This window comes from Streptomyces sp. NPDC057617 (genome assembly GCF_042800555.1).
Classification (GTDB): Bacteria; Actinomycetota; Actinomycetes; order Streptomycetales; family Streptomycetaceae; genus Streptomyces.
The window spans coordinates 178,992-198,522 of the sequence record NZ_JBHVGV010000001.1 but is presented as its reverse complement, the minus strand read 5'-3'; the positions used below and the strand labels follow the sequence as shown (position 1 = coordinate 198,522).

Sequence of the window (19,531 nt, the reverse complement as noted above, 5' to 3'; positions counted from 1 at the left end):
CCGCCATGCCCCGAATTCCCCGACAACAGGAGGTCCCGGCCCGTGAGGTCACCCTCGTACTCCCTCAGAGCGCTGCTCGTCCTGGCGCTCACCGCAGGTCTGACCACAGCCGTCCCCGCCGCGGTGGCGGCCACGCCCACAACCGCGACCGCCCCCGCGGCCAAGGCTGCCGCCGTCGCCCAGAAGCCGTACATGGGCTGGACGAGCTGGAGCATGCAGTCCTCGAAGTACCCCGGGCTCAACCCCGACGGCGACTACAGCTACCTCACCGAGAAGAACGTCCTCAAACAGGCCAGCGCCCTCGCCTCCAAGCTCAAGAAGTACGGATACGAGTACGTCAACATCGACGCCGGCTGGTGGCGCGACATGGCGTGGAAGCCCGAGTTCGACGCGTACGCCCGGCAGGCCCCGGACCCCGGCCGCTTCCCGCGCGGCATGAAGCCCGTCGCCGACGACATCCACGCCAAGGGCCTCAAGGCGGGCATCTACCTCCCCGTCGGCCTGGAGAAGGAGGCGTACGGCGGGGGTACGGTCCCCATCTGGAACGCCGAGGGCTGCACCACCGCCGACATCGTCTACGGCGACCTCCGCACCACCAACGGCTGGGACAGCGCCTACAAGCTCGACTTCTCCCGCCCCTGCGCGCAGAAGTACATCGACTCGCAGGCCCAGATGTTCGCGGACTGGGGGTACGACTTCCTCAAGCTCGACGGCGTAGGACCGGGCTCCTTCAAGAGCGGCGACAACTACAACAACATCGCCGACGTCGCCGCGTGGCAGCAGGCGATCGCCGCCACCGGCCGCCCCATCCACCTCGAACTGTCCTGGTCGCTGGACATCGGCCATGTCGCCGACTGGAAGAAGTACTCCAACGGCTGGCGGATCGACACTGACGTCGAGTGCTACTGCAACACCCTGGTGTCGTGGGAGAACTCGGTCGACGACCGGTTCGACGACGCCCCCAAGTGGACCCGGTTCGCGGCCCCCGGCGGCTGGAACGACCTCGACGCCATCGACGTCGGCAACGGCGAGATGGACGGTCTGACCAAGGCCGAGCGGCAGAGCTACATGACCCTGTGGGCCATCGCCAAGTCGCCCCTCTACACCGGTGACGACCTCACCCGCCTCGACGACTACGGCGTCTCCCTGCTGACCAACAAGGACGTCATCGCGATCAACCAGGGCAGCACCCCGCCCGCGCGGCCCGTCACCGCCACCGGCGACCAGCAGGTCTGGAGTGCGAAGAACGCCGACGGCAGCTACACCGTCGCCCTCTTCAACCTCGCCGACGCCTCCGCCGCCGTGACCGCCGACTGGCAGTCCCTGGGCTTCACGGGGCGGGCCACGGTCCGCGACGTCTGGAACAAGGAAGACCTCGGTACGTTCCAGGAGAAGGTGACCCAGGCCCTGCCGGCGCACGGCTCGCGTCTGTTCACCGTCACCCCGCGGGGAACCGCGTTCAAGAAGACGGCCTACGAGGCCGAGTCCCCGGCCAACACGCTGAGCGGCAACGCCTCGGCCGCCGACTGCGGCGCGTGCTCGGGCGCGCGCAAGGTCGGCAATCTGTATCAGGGCGGAAAGCTCCAGTTCAACGATGTGGTGGCGACGAAGGCCGGCCATTACATGATCGAGGTGTCCTACATCAGCGGTGACGCGCGCCCGGCGAGGATCTCCAGCAATGGGAACGGCGCCATCGGCCTGAAATTCCCCGCCACCGCCGACTGGGGGACCGTCGAGACCGTCACGGTCCCGGTGACCCTCAAGGCCGGTAAGAACACGATCACCATCGACAGCGGTGACGACTACGCGCCGGACATCGACCGGATCGCCGTACCGCAGCTCTGAGCCGCGTCCCGCTCCGAACACCGGTGCGGGGCCCTGATGCCACCACGGGCCCCGCACCGGCACCCTCCCCGCACCGGCCCCTGCCCCGCACCGGCGGACCGGCACCCGCATGCCCGCACCGACCGCACCGCACCGCCCTTCCGGAATGGAGTGCACCGTGGACGACCAGCACACCGACACACCCCCCGCGCCGGCCTCGAATTCCCCCCGCCGCCCGAGCCGGCGACAGGTCCTCTCCCTCGCCGCCGCGGCCGGTGCCTTCACCGCCCTCGGCGGACTGCCCGCCTTCGCGGCCTCCCCGCCCGTGGCCCGGCAGACCACGTCCCCGCTGCTTCCCGAGGCGTCGGCCACCAGATTCTGGTACCAGTCCCCGGCCTCGGACACGAACATGATCGAGCAGGGCCTGCCCGTGGGCAACGGCCGCCTCGGCGCCCTCGCCGGCAACGACCCCTCCCGCGAGGTGCTCCTCGTCACCGACGCCACCCTGTGGACCGGCGGTCTCAACGGCACGCTCGACGCGGACGGCCAATTCCCCTACGGGCGGCAGGACTTCGGTTCGTTCACCCTCCTCGGCCGGCTGACCGTCGAGCTGCCGGACCACGACCTGTCGTCCATCTCGTCCTACCGGCGCGACCTCGACATCAGCCAGGGCGTGGTCTCGTCCTCGTACCGGCTCTCCGGCGTGACCTACGAGCGGCGGATCTTCGCCAGCCACCCCGACGACGCCGTCGTCGTGCACTTCTCGCAGAAGGGCGGCGGGCGGTACACCGGCTCCGTGAGCCTCGCCGGCACCCACGGCGAGGAGACCACGGCGGACCGCGCCCGTACGTACGCCTCGTTCAACGGCTCCTTCCCGGACGGCGGGCTGTGCTACGGCGCCGCCGTGACCGCGTACAGCAGCACCGGCAGGGTGACGGTCGACGGTACGCGGATCACCTTCGCCGGCTGCCAGGAACTGACGGTCGTGGTCAGCGGAGGCACCGACTACGCCCCCGACGCGGCCACCGGCTACCGCAACCGCGACCTCGACCCCGAGCGGCTGGCCAGGACCAAGGTCCTCGCGGCGGCCCGCCACTCGGCCACCACCCTGCTGCGCAGCCATGTCGCCGACCACCGCGAGCTGTTCGAGCGGATGGACGTCTCGCTCGGCGAGTCGTCAGCTTTCCAGCGCGGCCTGGACACCTGGGAGCGGGTCACGGCGCGCCACACGGACGGTGAGGCGGATCCCGAACTCGAAGCCGCCTACCTCCAGTTCGGCCGCTATCTGATGATCGCCGGATCCCGGGACAGCCTCCCGGTCGCCCTCCAGGGACTGTGGCTGGACGGCAACGACCCGGACTGGATGGGCGACTACCACACCGACATCAACATCCAGATGAACTACTGGATGGCCGACCGGGCGGGCCTGTCCAGCCTTTTCAACGCCTTCGCCGACTACTGCCTGGCGCAGCTTCCGTCCTGGACCGAGCTCACCCGCGATCTTTTCAACGACCCGCGCAACCGGTTCCGCAACTCCACCGGCAAGGTCGGGGGCTGGGCCGTCTCCTTCTCCACCAACATCCATGGCGGCAACGGCTGGTGGTGGCACCCCGGCGGCAACGCCTGGCTGGCCAACTCTCTATACGAGCACTACGAGTTCACCCAGGACACGGCGTATCTCGCCAAGATCTATCCGCTCCTCAAAGGCGCCGTCGAGTTCTGGGAGGCGCGGCTGATCACCACGACCGTCACCGACGCGGCCACCGGCGAGAGCCGCGAGGTGCTCATCGACGACAAGGACTGGTCGCCCGAGCACGGCCCGCAGGACGCCAAGGGCATGACCTACGCGCAGGAACTGGTCTGGGCGCTCTTCGGGAACTTCCGCACCGCCGCCGCCGTCCTCGGCAAGGACGCCGCGCACAGCGCGGCCGTCGGCGCCCTCCGGGAGCGGCTGTATCTCCCCGAAGTCAGCCCCACGACGGGCTGGCTCCAGGAGTGGATGTCGCCCGACAACCTCGGCGAGACGACCCACCGCCATCTCTCCCCGCTCATCGGCCTCTTCCCCGGGGACCGTATCCGCCCCGACGCCTCCACCCCCGAGGAGATCGTCGACGGCGCGGCCGCCCTGCTGACCGCGCGCGGGATGAACAGCTTCGGCTGGGCCAACGCCTGGCGCAGCCTGTGCTGGGCGCGGCTCAAGGACGCGGACAAGGCGTACCAGCTCGTCGTCACCAACCTCAGGCCCTCCGTCGGCGGCACCAACGGCACCGCGCCGAACCTCTTCGACATCTACGAGGTCGAGAAGGGCCGCGGCATCTTCCAGATCGAGTCCAACTTCGGCACCGCCGCCGCCATGATCGAGATGCTCGTCTACTCACGGCCCGGCCATGTCGAACTGCTTCCCGCGCTGCCCGCCGCCTGGGCGGCCTCCGGCCACATCACGGGGGTCGGGGTACGCGGCGGCTTCGTCGTCGATCTGAGCTGGCGGGACGGCAAGGCCACCGAGGCCCGGCTGCGCAGCGTCGGCGGACGCACCACCACGGTGTCTTACGGCGGGACGACCCGGCAGATCAGCCTCCGGCCGGGCGGCTCCGTCACGCTGCGGAACCTCGACCGGTGAGGCCGCGCCGGTACTCTCCCCGGAGCCTGGGCGCGGCGGGCACCGTTGTCGCGTTGCTGGCCGTGCTGTGCGCACCCGCGACGGCCGTCGCCACGCCCGCGCCGGCCCAGGCGCCGCGGCACCAGGTCGTCACCTGGGGCGCGAGCGCCGACCGGATGGGCGACGCGGCCGCCGACCGCAGCTACCGGCTGATCGTACGGACCAGCGTCGGCGGCGCCGACGCGCGCGTACGGCTGTCCAACGCGTTCGGCGACCACCCGGTGACCTTCGACAACGTCCACGCGGGCCTGCGCGCGCAGGGCGCGGAACTCGTACGGGGCAGCAACCGCCCCCTCACCTTCGGCGGCGCCCGTTCCGTCACGGTCGCCCCCGGCACGACCGTGACCAGCGACCCGCTGCCGGGACGGCTGCCGGACCGGAGCGATCTCGTCGTCAGCCTGCATGTCGCGGACGCGGCGGGCCCGGCGACCGGCCACGGCATGGCCATGCAGACCTCGTACACGGCGGCCGGTGACCACGCCGCCGAGGAGGGGGCCGCCAACTGGACCGAGCGGACGGGCTCCTGGTACTACCTCGACGCGGTGAGCGTGGAGACCGGCACGGACACCGGAGCCGTGGTCACCCTCGGCGACTCCATCACCGACGGCTGGCAGTCGACAACCGACACCAACCGCCGGTGGCCCGACTATCTCTCCCGCCGCCTCCAGAACCCGGCGGGTACGGCAACTGGCTCCGGTATCAAGGGAGTCGCCAATGAAGGGATCTCCGGCAACAAGGTCCTGGCCGACGGCGCGGGACAGAGCGCGCTCGGGCGCCTCCAGCGCGATGTGCTCTCCCAGCCCGGCGTCCGGGCGCTCTTCCTGTTCGAGGGCATCAACGACATCAAGGCCCACACCGGGGTGACGGCCGCCGATCTGATCGCCGGGTACCGCGAGATCATCGGCCGCGCGCACGCGGCGGGTGTCTGTGTCGTCGGCGCGACCGTCCTGCCGTTCAAGGGCTGGCCCGAGTTCGACCCTGCCGGAGAGGCCGTACGCCAGGAGGTCAACGCCTTCATCAGGACCGGTGGTGAACTCGACGCCGTCGCCGACTTCGACAAGGCGCTGCGCAGCCCGTACGACCAGGAGCGGCTGCTCCCGGTCTTCGACGGCGGCGACCATGTCCACCCCAACGACAAGGGCATGCAGGCGATGGCCGACACCGTCGACCTGAAGAGCCTGGACTGCGACCGCTGAGCAAAGGCCCGCTGAGCAAAGACCCGGAGCGCAAAGACCCGCAGTGTGAAGACCCGGAGCGTGAAGACCCCCTGAGCGAGGACGCTCCGAGCAAAGGCCCTCTGCTGCCACCGGGCGCTTCTCCCGTATGATCCACCGGCTCCGCTTCCCCGGACCCACCACGGCCCGGGGAAGCGGCCATGTCCCGAATCCACCCGTACGAGGGAGCGCTCCCATGACCGGCGCCACCACCACGGCACCGTACGCATCCGAGATCGAGGACCTCCTCGGCCGCATGACGGCCGAGGAGAAGCTCGGCCAGCTTCAGCAGCTCTCCTGGACCGGCGACACCGGGCCCGGCGAGGGGCAGACCCACGAGGTGGAGACCGCGGCGCGGCGCGGGCTGCTCGGCTCCGTCCTCAATGTTGCAGGCCCTCAGCACACCAACTACCTCCAGCGCATCGCCGTCGAGGAGTCCCGGCTCGGCATTCCGCTGCTGTTCGGCCTCGACATCATCCACGGCTACTGGACGACCTTCCCGATCCCTCTCGCCCAGGCCGCGAGCTTCGACCCCGGGGTGGCGGCGCGGGACGCGGAGGTGTCGGCCCGGGAGGCGCGCTCCAACGGACTGCACTGGACCTTCGCGCCCATGATGGACGTCACCCATGAGCCGCGCTGGGGGCGGATCGCGGAGAGCGGGGGCGAAGACCCGTATCTCAACGCCCTGTTCGCAGCGGCCAAGGTGCGTGCCTACCAGGGCGACGACCTCGCCGCCCCCGACCGGCTCGCCGCCTGCGCCAAGCACTTCGCCGCATACGGGGGAGCCGAGGGCGGGCGCGACTACAACACCGTCGATGTCTCCGAGGCACGGCTGCGCAATCTCTATCTGCCGCCGTTCAAGGCCGCCGTCGACGCGGGCGTGGCCACGGTGATGGCGGCGTTCAACACCATCAGCGGCGTCCCGGCGCACGCCAACCCGCACACCCTGACCGCCGTCCTCAAGGAGGAGTGGGGCTTCGACGGGTTCGTCGTCAGCGACTGGACCGGTGTCCACGAGCTGATCGCGCACGGCTTCGCCGCCGACGGCGCGGACGCCGGCCGGCTGTCCCTCAACGCCGGGGTCGACATGGAGATGGTCTCCACCCATCTCGCCGACCACGGACCGCGGTTGCTCGCGGAGGGACTCATCAGCGAGAAGCGGCTGGACGACGCGGTCGCCCGGATCCTGCGGCTCAAGTTCCGGCTCGGGCTCTTCGACCGGCCGTACGTGGACGAGGACGCCGCGGTCACCGGGCCGACCGGCGCGGCGCGTGCGGCGGCCCGGGAGACCGCGGCCCGCTGCATGGTCCTGCTGAAGAACGACGGGGGAGTGCTGCCGCTCGACCCGGGGACCGGATCGCTCGCGGTCGTCGGCCCGTTCGCGGACTCCACCGATCTGCTGGGTACGTGGATCGCGCCCGGAGCCGCCGACTTCCCCGCGGTCACCGTGCTCGACGCCGTGCGCGCGGCGGCGCCCACCGCCCGGGTGACCCACGCCCGGGGAGTGGCGGCGGAGGGGGACGACACCGGCGGGATCCCGGAGGCCGTCGCCCTTGCCCAGGACGCCGACCTGACGGTTGTGGTGGTGGGCGAACCGGCCGCCATCACCGGCGAGGCCGCCACCCGCGCCGACCTCGCGCTGCCCGGCGCGCAGCGGGACCTCGTCGCGGCCGTCGCCGCCACCGGGCGACCCTTCGTGGTCGTCCTCGTCAACGGCCGCCCCCTGACCACCGATGAGTGGCTCGACTCGGCGCCCGCCGTACTGGAGGCCTGGCACCCGGGCATCGAAGCCGGACACGCGATCGCGGATGTGCTCTTCGGCGCGGTCAACCCGGGCGGCAAGCTGCCGGTGACCTTCCCGCGTACGGCAGGACAGGTCCCCGTCTACTACAACCACGAGAACACCGGACGCCCCTACCGGCCCGAACACCCCGACGAGAAGTATGTCTCCCGGTATCTGGACGTCGACGAAGGCCCGCGGTTCGTCTTCGGCCACGGCCTGAGCTACACCACCTTCAGTGTGGGCGCGCCGAGCCTGAGCACCGACCGGATCGAGGCCGGCGCGCTGCGCGAGGGCGCCACCGTCGAGGCGGCGGTGACCGTACGCAACACCGGTGACCGCGCGGGCGACGAGGTGGTCCAGCTCTACGTGCACGATGTGGTGGCCACCCAGGTGCAGCCGGTCCGCAGGCTGCGCGGCTTCCGGCGCGTGACCCTCGCCCCGGGCGAGTCCACCACCGTCCGCTTCCCACTCGGCGCCGAGGACCTCGGATTCTGGGAGGGCACGACCGAGCCGCGCTTCACGGTCGAACCGGGCGACTTCCACATCTACGCGGGCAACAGCGCCCGAGCCGAGCAGAAGCGGACGCTGACCGTCGTCTGAGCTGAAAGGTTTCAATCGCACTCGACGCAGACCCTTGACGCGATGCACAGGGCTCTCTAGCTTCCGTTCCAGTTTCGCGGAAGTGAAACGATTCATCGAGCCGAGTCGTAACGGAGCCGAGTGTGATCAGCAGAAGACGACTGCTCAGCACCACCGCCACCGCCCTCGGGACAGCCCTCGCCGCCGGAACCGTACCGGCGGCGAGGGCCGCGGACGGGAGCCCGGCCACACCCGCCGCACCGGGCGCACTGAAAGCCGCGCCCGCGGGCCGGCCGACCGTCGAATACGTCAGTAACCCGCTGGGCCTCGACACCCCATGCCCCAGGCTCAGTTGGCCTCTGGCGTCCGACCGCCCCGGCCATACGCAGAGCGCGTACCAGCTCCGGGTCGCCACCGACCCGCGCCGCCTCGCCAGGCCCGATGTCTGGGACAGCGGCAGAGTTGCCTCGGGCGAGTCGGTCCTCGTCCCGTACGCGGGCCCGCCGCTGAAGTCCCGTACGCGCTACCACTGGTCGGTACGTGTCTGGGACACCGAGGGACGGGCCTCCGAGTGGAGCGAACCGTCCTGGTGGGAGTCCGGACTCACCGATCCCTCGGACTGGTCGGCGCACTGGATCGGCGCCCCCGCCGCACTCATCGGCGCACCGGCGCTGGACGGCGCGTCCTGGATCTGGTTCCCCGAGGGCGATCCGGCGAGCAGCGCCCCGGCCGCGACCCGCTGGTTCCGCGGCCATGCCGATATTCCGCCGGGTGTCACCCGCGCCCGTCTGGTCATGACGGCGGACGACGGCTACACCGCGTATGTGAACGGCGCCCAGGTCGCGCACGCCGACGAGGACGGCCCCGCCGAGAACTGGCGGCGCCCCGCCGTCGTCGACCTGACGGGCCGACTGGCGCCCGGCGCCCAGGTGATCGCCGTCTCCGCCACCAACGCCTCGGCCGGGCCCGCCGGTCTCCTCGGTGTGCTGGAACTGACCACCGCCGACGGCGTCCGTACGGTCGCCACCGGCCCGGGCTGGCGCGTCACCGACCGGGAGCCGTCCGGCGACTGGCGGTCCACCGGTTACGACGACAGCGCCTGGCCCGCCGCGCGGACCCTCGCCCCCTGGGGCTCCGGGCCCTGGGGCCGCGTACAGGCCTCGTACTTCCCCGCCGCCCAGCTCCGCCATGAATTCCGGCTCCGGAACCGGCCCGTGGCCCGGGCACGCCTGTACTCCACCGCACTCGGCCTGTACGAGGCACACCTCAACGGCGAGCGCGTCTCCGAGGACCGGCTCGCACCCGGCTGGACCGACTACCGCCGGCGCGTCCAGTACCAGACGTACGACGTGACAGCGCTGCTCAAGCCCGGCGCCAACGCGCTCGCGGCCACGGTCGCGGCCGGCTGGTACGCCGGGAACATCGCCTGGTTCGGACCGCACCAGTACGGCGAACGGCCCGCCCTGCTCGCCCAGTTGGAGGTCACCTACACCGACGGCTCGACCGAGCGGGTGCTCTCCGGCACCGGCTGGCGCGCCGCGACAGGACCGGTCACCCACGCCGATCTGATGGCCGGCGAGGAGTACGACGCCCGGCTGGAGACCGACGGCTGGACGCACGCCGGTTTCGACGACTCGGAGTGGGCCGCGGCCGAAGCCGTCGACGGTGTCACCGCGGAAGTCGTGGCCGAGGCCGGCGGCCCCTCGCGCATGGAGCGGGAGTTGCCTGCCCGTACGGTGACCGAGCCGGCGCCCGGTGTCTTTGTCTTCGACCTCGGCCAGAACATGGTCGGCGCGGCCCGGCTGACCGTCTCCGGACCCGCCGGTACGACCGTACGGCTGCGCCACGCCGAGGTCCTCAACCCCGACGGCACCCTGTACACCGCCAATCTGCGCACCGCACGCGCCACCGACACGTACACCCTCAAGGGCAGCGGTACGGAGACGTACGAGCCGCGCTTCACCTTCCACGGATTCCGCTATGTCGAGGTGACGGGCTATCCGGGCAGGCCGCCGCTCGACGCCGTCGTGGGGCGGGTCATCCATACGTCCGCGCCCTTCACCATGGACTTCACCACCGATGTCCCGATGCTCAACCAGCTTCACCGCAACATCACTTGGGGCCAGCGCGGCAACTTCGTCTCCATACCCACCGACACCCCCGCACGCGACGAACGGCTCGGCTGGACCGGCGACATCAATGTGTTCGCCCCGACCGCCGCCTATGTCATGGAGTCCGCGCGCTTCCTCACCAAATGGCTCCAGGACCTGCGCGACGACCAGGCGCCCGACGGCGCCTTCCCCGATGTCGCACCGCACCTCGGCGGCATCGGCACGGGCGTGGCCGGGTGGGGGGACGCCGGAGTCACCGTGCCTTGGGCGCTGTACCGGGCGTACGGAGACCTGCGGGTGCTGGAGGAGTCCTGGGACTCGATGCTGAAGTGGCTCGCCCATCTGGAGACGCACAGCACCGGATATCTGCGGCCCGCCGCAGGCTACGGCGACTGGCTCAATGTCGCGGACGAGACACCCAAGGACGTCATCGGCACCGCCTACTTCGCGCACAGCGCCGATCTGGTGGCGCGGGCGGCGGAGGCCCTGGGCAAGGACCCGGCGCCGTACCGGACCCTGTTCGGCGCGGTCCGCGACGCCTTCCGTACGGCGTACGTCTCCGGGGGCGGCCGGGTGAAGGGCGACACCCAGACCGCGTATGTGCTGGCCCTCTCGATGGACCTGCTGGCCGAGGGCGACCGCGGGCCCGCCGCGGACCGGCTGGTCGAACTGATCAGGGCCAAGGACTGGCATCTGTCGACGGGCTTCCTCGGCACCCCGCGGCTGCTCCCCGTACTCACCGCCACCGGCCACACCGACGTCGCCCACCGGCTGCTGCTCCAGCGGACCTTCCCTAGCTGGGGCTACCAGATCGACCGGGGCGCCACCACGATGTGGGAGCGCTGGGACTCCATCACACCGGACGGCGGCTTCCAGGACGCCGGTATGAACTCCTTCAACCACTACGCGTACGGCTCGGTGGGCGAGTGGATGTACGCCAACATCGCGGGCATCGCACCGGGCGCCCCCGGCTTCCGCCGTATCGTCGTCCGGCCGCGCCCCGGGGGCGGGGTGACGGAGTGTCAGGCCCGCTTCGACTCCCCGTACGGCCCGGTCAGCACGGAGTGGACGACGGGCTCCGGCGGCTTCCGGCTCACCGTGTCCCTGCCCGCCAACACCACCGCTGAGGTGTGGATCCCGGCCCGCTCGGCGAGAGATGTGAGCCATGGCCGCGCCCGGTTCCAGCGTATGGACGACGGCTGCGCCGTCTTCACCGTCGGCTCCGGCACCCACCGATTCGCCACCGCATAGGCGGTCCGGCCACCGCCCCGGGTCCTGTCCGGGTCCCGGGGCGGTGGCCGGCAGGCGTCAGCACAGCCGGTCGAGGGCCCGGGTGTGCCACTGGGGGTGGTCACGGAAGCCGCGCCAGCCGTCGGGGGCGGCCAGCACCGCCGTCAGCGCCTCCTCCGGGCCGAGAGTCCCGGGACCCGCCAGCTCCCGCAGGATCACAACGGCCGCCGCCAGACCGTCCAGACCGCCCGCCGAGAAATGCCGCAGAGCGGCGGCCCGGTCGGCCACGGACCCGGACGGTGACGCCGTACCGGCGGCCTCCACCAGCGGCCTCAGCCACCGGGCCCACCTGCTGTACATGCCCTCGCCGGCCGGTTCCGCCACCGTGAGGAACGGCTCCAGCGCCCGGCCCAGCCGGTCCGTATACGTTTGCGCACTGCCCTCGATCCACGGATGGTCCGCGGTGAAGTGCTCCCAGCCGACCTCCGCGTACAGCGGCTCCAGCCACCACCGCCCGGGGGGCCGCAGCCCCTCGTAGCCGCCGAGCACAAACGCGTCGCGCACCAACCCGTACTCCGGCGCCGTGTGTTCGGCCAGCAGGACCGCGTCGTACAGGTCCTTGCCCTGCGGATACGCGTCGCTGACCAGCCACAGCAGCTTCCAGGCCAGCGAAAGACCGGGCGAGGCGGCGAGCAGACGGCAACCGGGACCGTCCCCGAGCGGCCGCAGTTCGGTCGGCTCGGCCGGCGCGGGCAGCAACTCGTTGAAGACCAGGTCGAGTTGGACCGTACCCCCGGGGATCCCGGGGGCCGACCACGGCAGCAGCATCCGGCGGCCGGGGACGCGCTCGTAGGTCCAGATGTCCTCGGTCACCATTCCGGCCGCGTCGATCACGACCCGGTCGCCCCGGGTACGGGCCAGAGCCGCCGTGTCCCGGGCGATCGCCTCGAACAGCCCGGCCGTACGCGGCTCGTCCATCGCCCAGTCCCGCGGTACGACGACAAAGTCCAGATCGCCCGGGTCACGGGCCCGCTCCCCGAACCAGGTGGCCATCAGCACACTGCCGCGCAGCACGAGATGGTCCGCCCAGGGGCCTTCGGCGATCGCCGCGAGCACGAGGTCCAGTACGGTGCGGCGCGCCCGGTGCCAGGCCCGGCCCGTCTCCTCGTCGGGGAAGCGGGGCTCTCCCGCCCGGTAGGCGTTGGCGAACTGCTTCAGCGCGGGGTCGAAGACCGCGGGCCGGTCCATCCCGGCCGGTGTCGGCAGCAGAGTGCGCGGCAGATCCCACCGCTGCCGTGCCGCCTCGTCGAGAGGGGCGTGCGGCACGGTCGGCGAATCGCGCCAGAGCCGCGCCCAGGAAGCGGACTCGTCGGAGGAGGACGTCATGCGATAGGCCCCGGGGTGGTCGATGGCGGCGGTGCGCGGTGCCGGCGTGCGGTGCCGGTGTGTACGGATCACACTGGCAGCCCGCTCGACCGGTGGCCAGAGAATATCGGGCCCGCCGCATCGGGCCGAGCCCGTCACCCGGCGGAGCGAGCGCTTGACAGACGGTGGTTTTCCGGCCAGGACAGGCGGTTCCGGCAGGCAGGGCCGATGATGGAAGGCCAGGAAGGCGATAGGTAGAGGCTGGCCCATGGCCGTGTGGCACGTACGGGACTTCGCCCCGGACGATCTGGAAGCAGTGGTGCGCCTCGACGGGGACAGCGCCACCACCGACCGGCCCCCGGTCTTCGGTCTCTCCGAGGTCGTCGCGGCGCTCCAGGCGCAGCACCCCAGCGTGGTCGCCCTGGCCGACGACCAGCTCGTGGGCGCGGCGGTCGGCCGGGTGGACGGTGAACGGGCCTGGGTGCTGCGGATCGGCCTGCACCCGGCCTGGCGGAACCTCGGCCTGGGCACCGCCCTGCTCGCGGCCCTGGAGCACCGCCTCCAGGGCGCCGGGGCCAAGACCATGGCGGCGGTCCTCCCCGAGGAGGAGACCGGCGCCACCGCGCTCGACAACTCCGGTTTCCGCGCCCACCGGGGCCTGACCTACTTCGAGAAGGCGCAGCCGGTGACCGCCCAGGACTCCGCCGTCCTCTCCTCGCTCGGCGCGACCGTCCCCGAGGCCGGGCTCTGGGAGAAGCTCAGCGGGATGGCCGAGGAGAAACAGCTCATCGAACGGCGCCTCGTGCTGCCGCTGGCCAACCCCGAACTCGCCGACCAGCACGGCGTCGAACCGCCCAGGGCCGTCGTACTGTTCGGCCCGCCGGGCACCGGCAAGAGCACCTTCGCCGCCGCGGTGGCCAGCCGGCTCGGCTGGCCCTTCGTCGAACTCTTCCCGTCCCGGCTCGCACTGGAGGACGGACTGGCCAACGGACTCGGCCGCCGCTTCGACGAGATCGCCCAGCTCGACCACGTACTGGTCTTCATCGACGAGGTGGAGGAGGTCGCCGGCGCCCGCAATCTCGCCGACCCGGTCTCCGTCGGAGTGGTCAACGAACTCCTCAAGTCGATCGTCCGCTTCCGCGACCACGACGGCAGGCTGCTCATCTGCGCCACCAACACGGTCGCCGCGCTCGACCCCGCCTTTCTGCGCCACGGCCGCTTCGACTACGTCCTGCCGGTCGGCCCGCCCGACCACGAAGCCCGCAAGGCCCTGTGGTCCAGCTACATAGCCAAGGCAGGGGCCCGGGTCGACACCGAGATGCTCGCCGACGCCAGCGAAGGATTCACGCCCGCCGACATCAAGCAGGCCGCCCGTACCGTCGCCCAGAGCGTCTTCGAGCGCACCCTCGACAGTGGGGAGCGGGCCATGCCCACCACCGAGGACTATCTCCGCACCATCCGCCGCACCCGCCCCACCGTCACCAATGACATGGCCCTGGAGTTCGCGGACCACACCATCCGCTACGGCCGGACCTGAGCCCTCCCCGAGCCTCCCGCCCTCGCACCTTTATCGCGCCGGTCCCCCTTTCGAGGGATATGCCTGAGGCATGAGCCATTGTCAGAATCGTCGCGTCCCAGTGGTACGAGAACGAGTGGTACGCGAAGGAGAGCGCTCATGAAGATCACCGGACCCCTGTCCGTCCTCGGTACGGCCGCGCTGATCGGCTCGGTCCTGCTCACGGCGGGCGTGTCCGACGCCGCGCCGGCGAAGTGGGCCAGACACAGCGACGCGGCGGCCGAGTTCAAGAGAGCGGGCATCACCTCGGTGTCCAGCGGTGGCTGTACGAACTGGAACCAGAGCACCTGCACCTCGTTCACCAACATCAACAAGGCGACCGTCGCCGGAGCGATCGCCTTCAAGAGGGCGAGCCGCTGCAAGGTGGTCATCACCGGCGGCACCGAGAGGGGCCACGCGGCCGGTACGTACAGCCATCGCAACGGCTACAAGGTCGACATGTCCCGGAGCAAGCCCGTCGCCAGGTGCCTCGACTCCTACATCACCGGCACATTCAAGTACGCCGGCAAGCGAGGCGACGGCGCCAGGATGTACAAGTCCCCGGCGGGGAACGTCTACGCCAACGAGCACAACCACTGGGATGTCACATACTTCAAGGCCAGGGCCTGACAGCCGGGGCCTGACCCGCCCGGCCTGCCGTCCTACCATGGTGCCCGTGACCGCGATCGATACCGATATTGATGCCGACGACGTCCGCCGGATAGCGCTGGCGCTCCCCGAGACCGTGGAGAAGGAAGCGTGGAGCATGCCCACCTTCCGTGTCGCCGGGAAGATGTTCATCACGGTTCCGGACGATCAGACATCGTTCGCCGTACGGTGCCCCAGGCATGAGCGTACGGAGCTGATCGCGGCGGAGCCGGAGAAGTTCTGGGTGCCGCCGCACGAGGCGAGTTCCGCGTGGGTACGGGTACGGCTCGGCGCGCTGGAGGATCTGGAGGAGCTGCGCGACATCCTCGTGGACTCCTGGCAGCAGGCCGCGCCGGACCGTCTGCTGGAGGCGTACCCCGACCTGCGGGTTCGCACGGACCCCCGCGTCTGACGGGCAGTGCGCGGCGGGCGTGACAAAGGCACACAGCAAGAACGCCCCCTCCACCGGAGGGGGCGTAACACTGCTCGACTTCGTCAGCTTCACTCGACAACGCCAGCTCAACCACGTCAGACGGTGCTGACGGCGGGATTTGTACCCGCGATCTGAGATCACTATAGCCCCTCGCGGACGCGCATGGGCACGGGAACCGCCGACACGCCGGGAAATCCGTCGTCGTATGCTCGCCCGCGTCACTGAGGGGCGGCGGAAGCGGAGCGGCGGATCATGACTGAGGGTCAGGCAGTCGGGACGGGGGCGGGCGTGGAGCGGCTGGCGCGCCTGCTGGACGAGGCCTTCGGGGCGGACCAGGTGGTACGGGTGGATCCGGAGCGCCTGCATCCGGCGATCACGCACGAGCCGACGCGGGCCTTCCTCACCGGCACCGGACTGATGCGCCGGGCGGGGCTCCTCCGGCTCACCCCGGAGCCCGAGGGCGGCGCGCGCCAGGTGTCCGACCTGTTCCCGGACGACGAGGAGACCGAGGACACCGGGGAGTTCGTGGTGCTCGGCAGGTTCGCGGCGGAGGGGCGGCACGAAGAACTAGCCGAGTACGCCGAGGATGACGAGGACGATGAGCACGACTCGTACGAGGAGTACATCGTGCTGGACGGCCGCACCGGCCGAATCCACGCCCTCGACGACCCGTCGGACAGCCGGCTGCTCGCCTCCGGCCTGTACTCCTTCACGTTCTTCGCGCTCGCCCTCGCGTGGCTGCGCACCGGCCGCGAGATCTTCGAGGAGTCCGCGGGGCGGTACGGTCCCGAGGCCGTGGCCGAGTCGACCGAGACGCTGCTCGGTCTGATACGGGACCACGACCCGGCGTTGCTCGGCACCGAGCACGGGGACATGGAAGTGTCCCCCTTCTGGCGGCTGTCCTTCCTTCTGAGCCCGCTGTCCCGGATCGCCGCGCCGGGCGGCGGGGACGGGCTCGCGCTCGCCCTGCCCGAGGGGCTGCTGGAGAAGGAGTACGGCGCCGACGCGGTGGTGAGATTCACCGACGAGGACCTGCCCGAGGCCCTCACCCATGAGCCCACGCGCGCCTTCCTCCGCGACACGGGACTGGTCCGCGAGTCCGGCTGGGTGTCCCTGGACGAGGGTCCGCTGGTGACACTGGCCGACGAGCATCGGGCGGACGGCGAGGACGGCGGCGACGACGGAACGGCCGGCGAACCGGCGCCGGGGGCCGAGGGGCTGATCCGTATCGGCTATCTCGTGGAGGACACCGACCTGGTCATCGACGGCGCGACCGGCCGGGTGCGGGGCTGGTTCATCCCGGACGCCCTGCTCCAGTCCGTCAACGCCGATGTCTCCACGCTCGCGTTCACCCAGTGGCTGATCGCCCGCGTGAGGGCCTTCGACCGCGAGCACCGGATCACCGACGACTACCCCAACCTGGCCGCCACGGCCACCGCCGTCCTCGCCGCCGTCGACCCCGTCGCCCGCTCCGGCGACGAGGGCGACATCTGGCAGTACTGGCCGGAGGTCTTCCCCGACGAGGCTGGCGGCGGCCTCTACGCCTGAGCGGCTCTCCCCGTCCCTGGGAGGCCACCGGACAGGGCCTAGCTGTCGAAGTCGACCGTCAGGGTCTCGGAGACGGGGTAGGTCTGGCAGGTCAGGACATAGCCCTCGGCCACCTCGGACTCCTCCAGCGCGAAGTTGCGGCGCATGTCGCCCTCGCCCTGCGTGATGCGGGCACGGCAGGTGCCGCAGACTCCGCCCTTGCAGGCGAACGGGAGATCCGGGCGGGTGCGCTGGGCGGCGTCGAGGATGGACGTGCCGCGCGGGAGCGGGGCGGTGGTGGAACGGCCGTCGAGGGTGATGGTGACCTGGCTGACCGGACCCGTTGCCACCGCGTCCTCGTGGCGGACCGACCGTACCGGCTGGTCGTCGGCGTAGAACAGCTCCCGGTGCACCCGCCCGGCCGGGACATCCAGCGCGGCGAGCAGCCGCTGCGCCTCCTGGACCATCAGATGCGGGCCGCACAGCCACCAGTGGTCCGTCCCCGCCACATCCACCAGCCCGTCGATGAGCGCGGTGAGCCGCTCGGCGTCGAGGCGGCCGGAGAGCAGATCCGCCTCGCGTGGCTCGCGGGACAGCACATGCCCGAGCTGGAGGCGGGTCGGGTAGAGGTCCTTCAGGTCGGCCAGTTCGTCGGCGAACATCACGGTGGCCGTGCGCCGGTTCCCGTAGAAGAGCGTCACCTGCGAGCCGTCGTCGGCGGCGAGCACCGACTCGGCGATCGACAGCATCGGTGTGATGCCGGAGCCCGCCGCGATCAGGACATGGTGGCCCGGCGTGGTGAGGTCGGGGGTGAAGGAGCCGGTGGGCGCCATCACCTCGACCGTGTCCCCGGGGCGTACGTCATGCACCAGCCAGGAGGAGAAGAGCCCTCCGGGCACCACACGGACACCGATGCGCGGGGGCGTGCCCTCGGGGGAGCAGATGGAGTACGAGCGGCGCTCGTCCCGGCCCTCGGTCTCCCGGCGCAGTGTCAGCGTCTGGCCGGCCCGGTGCGTGAACTCCCCGGCCAGTCCGGCGGGGATGTCGAAGGCGATCGCGGCGGCGTCCTCGCACAGCGGCTCGACCGAGGCCACCCGCAGCCGGTGGAACACCGGCCTGCGGCGCGTGCCTCCGGCGGTCCCGGACACACCGGGGTCGGGGTCCGGGGCGGCCGTGGCCGCCCGGCCGGTCTTCCCGGCGGTGGTCGGGCCCATCAGATCTCCTTGACGTATTCGAACGGTTCCAGACAGCCGCGGCAGCGCCACAGCGCCTTGCAGGAGGTGGAGGCGAAGCGCGAGGTCTCCTCGGTGTCGGCCGAGCCGCAGCGTGGGCAGGTCACCGCCCGCCGGGTGACCGACAGCTCCAGCGGGACCGGCCCGGCGGGATGCCTGCGGACCGCGCCGGGCGGTGCGATGCCGTGCTCGGCCAGCTTCCGGCGGCCCGCCGGGGTGATCCAGTCGGTGGTCCAGGGAGGATCCAGCTCGGTGCGGATCTCCACCCGCTCGAATCCGGCCTCCCGCAGCCCCGCCGCCACATCGGCGCGCATCTCGGCCATCGCCGGGCAGCCCGAGTAGGTGGGCGTCAGCCGCGCGACGACCGTACCGTCCGCCCCGACCTCGACACCGCGCAGCACACCCAGATCGGCCAGCGTGAGCATGGGCAGCTCGGGATCGGCGACCCGCTCCGCGACCCGCCGGGCCCGTCGCGCCACAAGATCAGAGGTCTCGGTGGTCACCACGTCGCCTCCGGATGGGCACGCGCCACGCTCTGCAACTCGGCCAGCAGGGGCGCCAGATGAGCGGTGTGATCCCCCTCCCGGCCACTGCCGCCGAGGGGATGGGGACCCTCCGCCGGGAGCGTGAGCCCCGCGGCGTCGAGGACCTGGCCCAGCACCTCCGTCACCTCGTCCCGTACGGCCCCCGCGTCGATCCCGAACCCGGGCTCCGCGGCGAGGAGTTCACCGACGTACGGGGCGATCTCGTGCAGCGCCGCGGTCGCTCTGCGGTGCGACTCGTCCGTACCGTCCCCCAGCCGCAGGGTCCAGTCGGCGGCGAACTGGCGGTGGTACGCAAGCTCGTTGACCCCCTTGGCCGCGACGGCCGCCAGCACCGGATCCGGCGCGGCGGACGCGAGCCGCCCGAACAGCGCCAGCCGCCAGCAGGACAGCATGAGCAGCCGCACGATCGAGAACGCGAAGTTGCCATTGGGCAGTTCGGCGAGGCGTACATTGCGGAAGTCGCCGGCGTCCCGGAAGTAGGCGTACGCGTCCTCGCCGCGCCCGGTGCCGTCCACCTGTCCCACCCGTGCGTAGAGCAGCCGGGCCTGGCCCAGGAGGTCGAGCCCGATATTGGCCAGCGCCACCTCCTCCTCCAGCTCCGGGGCAAGGGTGCACCACTCGGCGAGGCGCTGCGCGCTCACCAGCGCGTCGTCGGCGAGCGCCAGACAGCGCGCGGCCAGCTCGCGCGCGTCGACACCGTCCGGCACGGCTGTGTCCACACCGTGCAGCGGATCCTCGAAGCCGGTGCCGAACGCCCATCGGGCATCGCTGTCGTCGTGTCCCTCGGCCAGGGACAGATAGACGTGGTCGTCGCTCATGCCCGGCT

At 71.4% G+C, this 19,531-nt stretch carries 13 protein-coding genes; 9 read left to right on the top strand and 4 right to left on the bottom strand.

Annotated features, from left to right (window positions below):
- The first annotated feature begins 42 nt into the window (after nucleotides 1-42).
- The 5 genes from ACFU9P_RS00870 to ACFU9P_RS00850 all read left to right on the top strand — a co-directional run bounded on the left by ACFU9P_RS00870 (nucleotide 43) and on the right by ACFU9P_RS00850 (nucleotide 11,421).
- Complete coding sequence (locus ACFU9P_RS00870; RefSeq protein WP_384076787.1) at nucleotides 43-1,845, top strand: alpha-galactosidase D; 1,803 nt, start codon at nucleotides 43-45, stop codon at nucleotides 1,843-1,845.
- 157 nt (nucleotides 1,846-2,002) lie between these two features.
- Nucleotides 2,003-4,444, top strand: a complete 2,442-nt coding sequence (locus tag ACFU9P_RS00865) for a glycoside hydrolase N-terminal domain-containing protein (RefSeq protein ID WP_384076784.1) — start codon at nucleotides 2,003-2,005, stop codon at nucleotides 4,442-4,444.
- Nucleotides 4,445-4,497: 53 nt separating this feature from the next.
- Nucleotides 4,498-5,679, top strand: a complete 1,182-nt coding sequence (locus ACFU9P_RS00860) for an SGNH/GDSL hydrolase family protein (RefSeq protein WP_384076782.1) — start codon at nucleotides 4,498-4,500, stop codon at nucleotides 5,677-5,679.
- Nucleotides 5,680-5,893: 214 nt separating this feature from the next.
- Entirely contained in the window at nucleotides 5,894-8,080 is a 2,187-nt protein-coding gene (bglX, locus tag ACFU9P_RS00855) for a beta-glucosidase BglX (RefSeq protein ID WP_384076779.1), read from the top strand.
- A gap of 122 nt (nucleotides 8,081-8,202) precedes the next feature.
- Nucleotides 8,203-11,421: an alpha-L-rhamnosidase gene (locus ACFU9P_RS00850; protein ID WP_384076777.1), complete on the top strand. Its 3,219-nt coding sequence runs from the start codon at nucleotides 8,203-8,205 to the stop codon at nucleotides 11,419-11,421.
- 57 nt (nucleotides 11,422-11,478) lie between these two features.
- Here the strand turns inward: ACFU9P_RS00850 and ACFU9P_RS00845 are convergent, their stop codons facing one another.
- Entirely contained in the window at nucleotides 11,479-12,786 is a 1,308-nt protein-coding gene (locus ACFU9P_RS00845) for a nucleotidyl transferase AbiEii/AbiGii toxin family protein (protein WP_384076774.1), read from the bottom strand.
- A 247-nt stretch (nucleotides 12,787-13,033) separates the two neighbouring features.
- Between ACFU9P_RS00845 and ACFU9P_RS00840 the strand changes: the two genes are divergently transcribed.
- From ACFU9P_RS00840 to ACFU9P_RS00825, 4 genes are all read left to right on the top strand, one after another.
- Nucleotides 13,034-14,302, top strand: a complete 1,269-nt coding sequence (locus tag ACFU9P_RS00840; protein WP_384076771.1) for an ATP-binding protein — start codon at nucleotides 13,034-13,036, stop codon at nucleotides 14,300-14,302.
- 138 nt (nucleotides 14,303-14,440) lie between these two features.
- Nucleotides 14,441-14,950, top strand: a complete 510-nt coding sequence (locus tag ACFU9P_RS00835) for a hypothetical protein (protein WP_376385513.1) — start codon at nucleotides 14,441-14,443, stop codon at nucleotides 14,948-14,950.
- Nucleotides 14,951-14,996: 46 nt separating this feature from the next.
- Nucleotides 14,997-15,380 (top strand): MmcQ/YjbR family DNA-binding protein, encoded by a 384-nt coding sequence (locus ACFU9P_RS00830; protein ID WP_384076769.1) that lies wholly within the window; start codon nucleotides 14,997-14,999, stop codon nucleotides 15,378-15,380.
- 273 nt (nucleotides 15,381-15,653) lie between these two features.
- Nucleotides 15,654-16,949, top strand: a complete 1,296-nt coding sequence (locus ACFU9P_RS00825) for an SUKH-4 family immunity protein (RefSeq protein WP_384076766.1) — start codon at nucleotides 15,654-15,656, stop codon at nucleotides 16,947-16,949.
- A gap of 38 nt (nucleotides 16,950-16,987) precedes the next feature.
- Here the strand turns inward: ACFU9P_RS00825 and paaE are convergent, their stop codons facing one another.
- The 3 genes from paaE to paaC are packed head-to-tail and all read right to left on the bottom strand — an operon-like array spanning nucleotide 16,988 to nucleotide 19,523.
- The gene (paaE, locus tag ACFU9P_RS00820; protein ID WP_384076764.1) at nucleotides 16,988-18,142 is read right to left on the bottom strand and encodes a 1,2-phenylacetyl-CoA epoxidase subunit PaaE; all 1,155 of its coding nucleotides are present in this window, start codon (nucleotides 18,140-18,142) and stop codon (nucleotides 16,988-16,990) included.
- Nucleotides 18,142-18,666, bottom strand: coding sequence for a 1,2-phenylacetyl-CoA epoxidase subunit PaaD (gene paaD, locus ACFU9P_RS00815; protein WP_384076761.1), 525 nt, complete (start codon nucleotides 18,664-18,666; stop codon nucleotides 18,142-18,144). The genes paaE and paaD overlap by 1 nt, the downstream gene beginning before the upstream one ends.
- Nucleotides 18,660-19,523, bottom strand: coding sequence for a 1,2-phenylacetyl-CoA epoxidase subunit PaaC (gene paaC / locus ACFU9P_RS00810; RefSeq protein WP_384076759.1), 864 nt, complete (start codon nucleotides 19,521-19,523; stop codon nucleotides 18,660-18,662). Before paaC ends, paaD begins: the two co-directional genes overlap by 7 nt.
- Nucleotides 19,524-19,531: the final 8 nt, after the last annotated feature.

What these genes read in the sequence shown, in the direction of transcription:
- bglX (WP_384076779.1), top strand. Translation starts at nt 5,894, where the DNA reads ATGACCGGCGCCACCACCACGGCACCGTACGCATCCGAGATCGAGGAC.
- ACFU9P_RS00845 (WP_384076774.1), bottom strand. Translation starts at nt 12,786, where the DNA reads ATGACGTCCTCCTCCGACGAGTCCGCTTCCTGGGCGCGGCTCTGGCGC.
- ACFU9P_RS00840 (WP_384076771.1), top strand. Translation starts at nt 13,034, where the DNA reads ATGGCCGTGTGGCACGTACGGGACTTCGCCCCGGACGATCTGGAAGCA.
- ACFU9P_RS00835 (WP_376385513.1), top strand. Translation starts at nt 14,441, where the DNA reads ATGAAGATCACCGGACCCCTGTCCGTCCTCGGTACGGCCGCGCTGATC.
- ACFU9P_RS00825 (WP_384076766.1), top strand. Translation starts at nt 15,654, where the DNA reads ATGACTGAGGGTCAGGCAGTCGGGACGGGGGCGGGCGTGGAGCGGCTG.
- paaE (WP_384076764.1), bottom strand. Translation starts at nt 18,142, where the DNA reads ATGGGCCCGACCACCGCCGGGAAGACCGGCCGGGCGGCCACGGCCGCC.
- paaC (WP_384076759.1), bottom strand. Translation starts at nt 19,523, where the DNA reads ATGAGCGACGACCACGTCTATCTGTCCCTGGCCGAGGGACACGACGAC.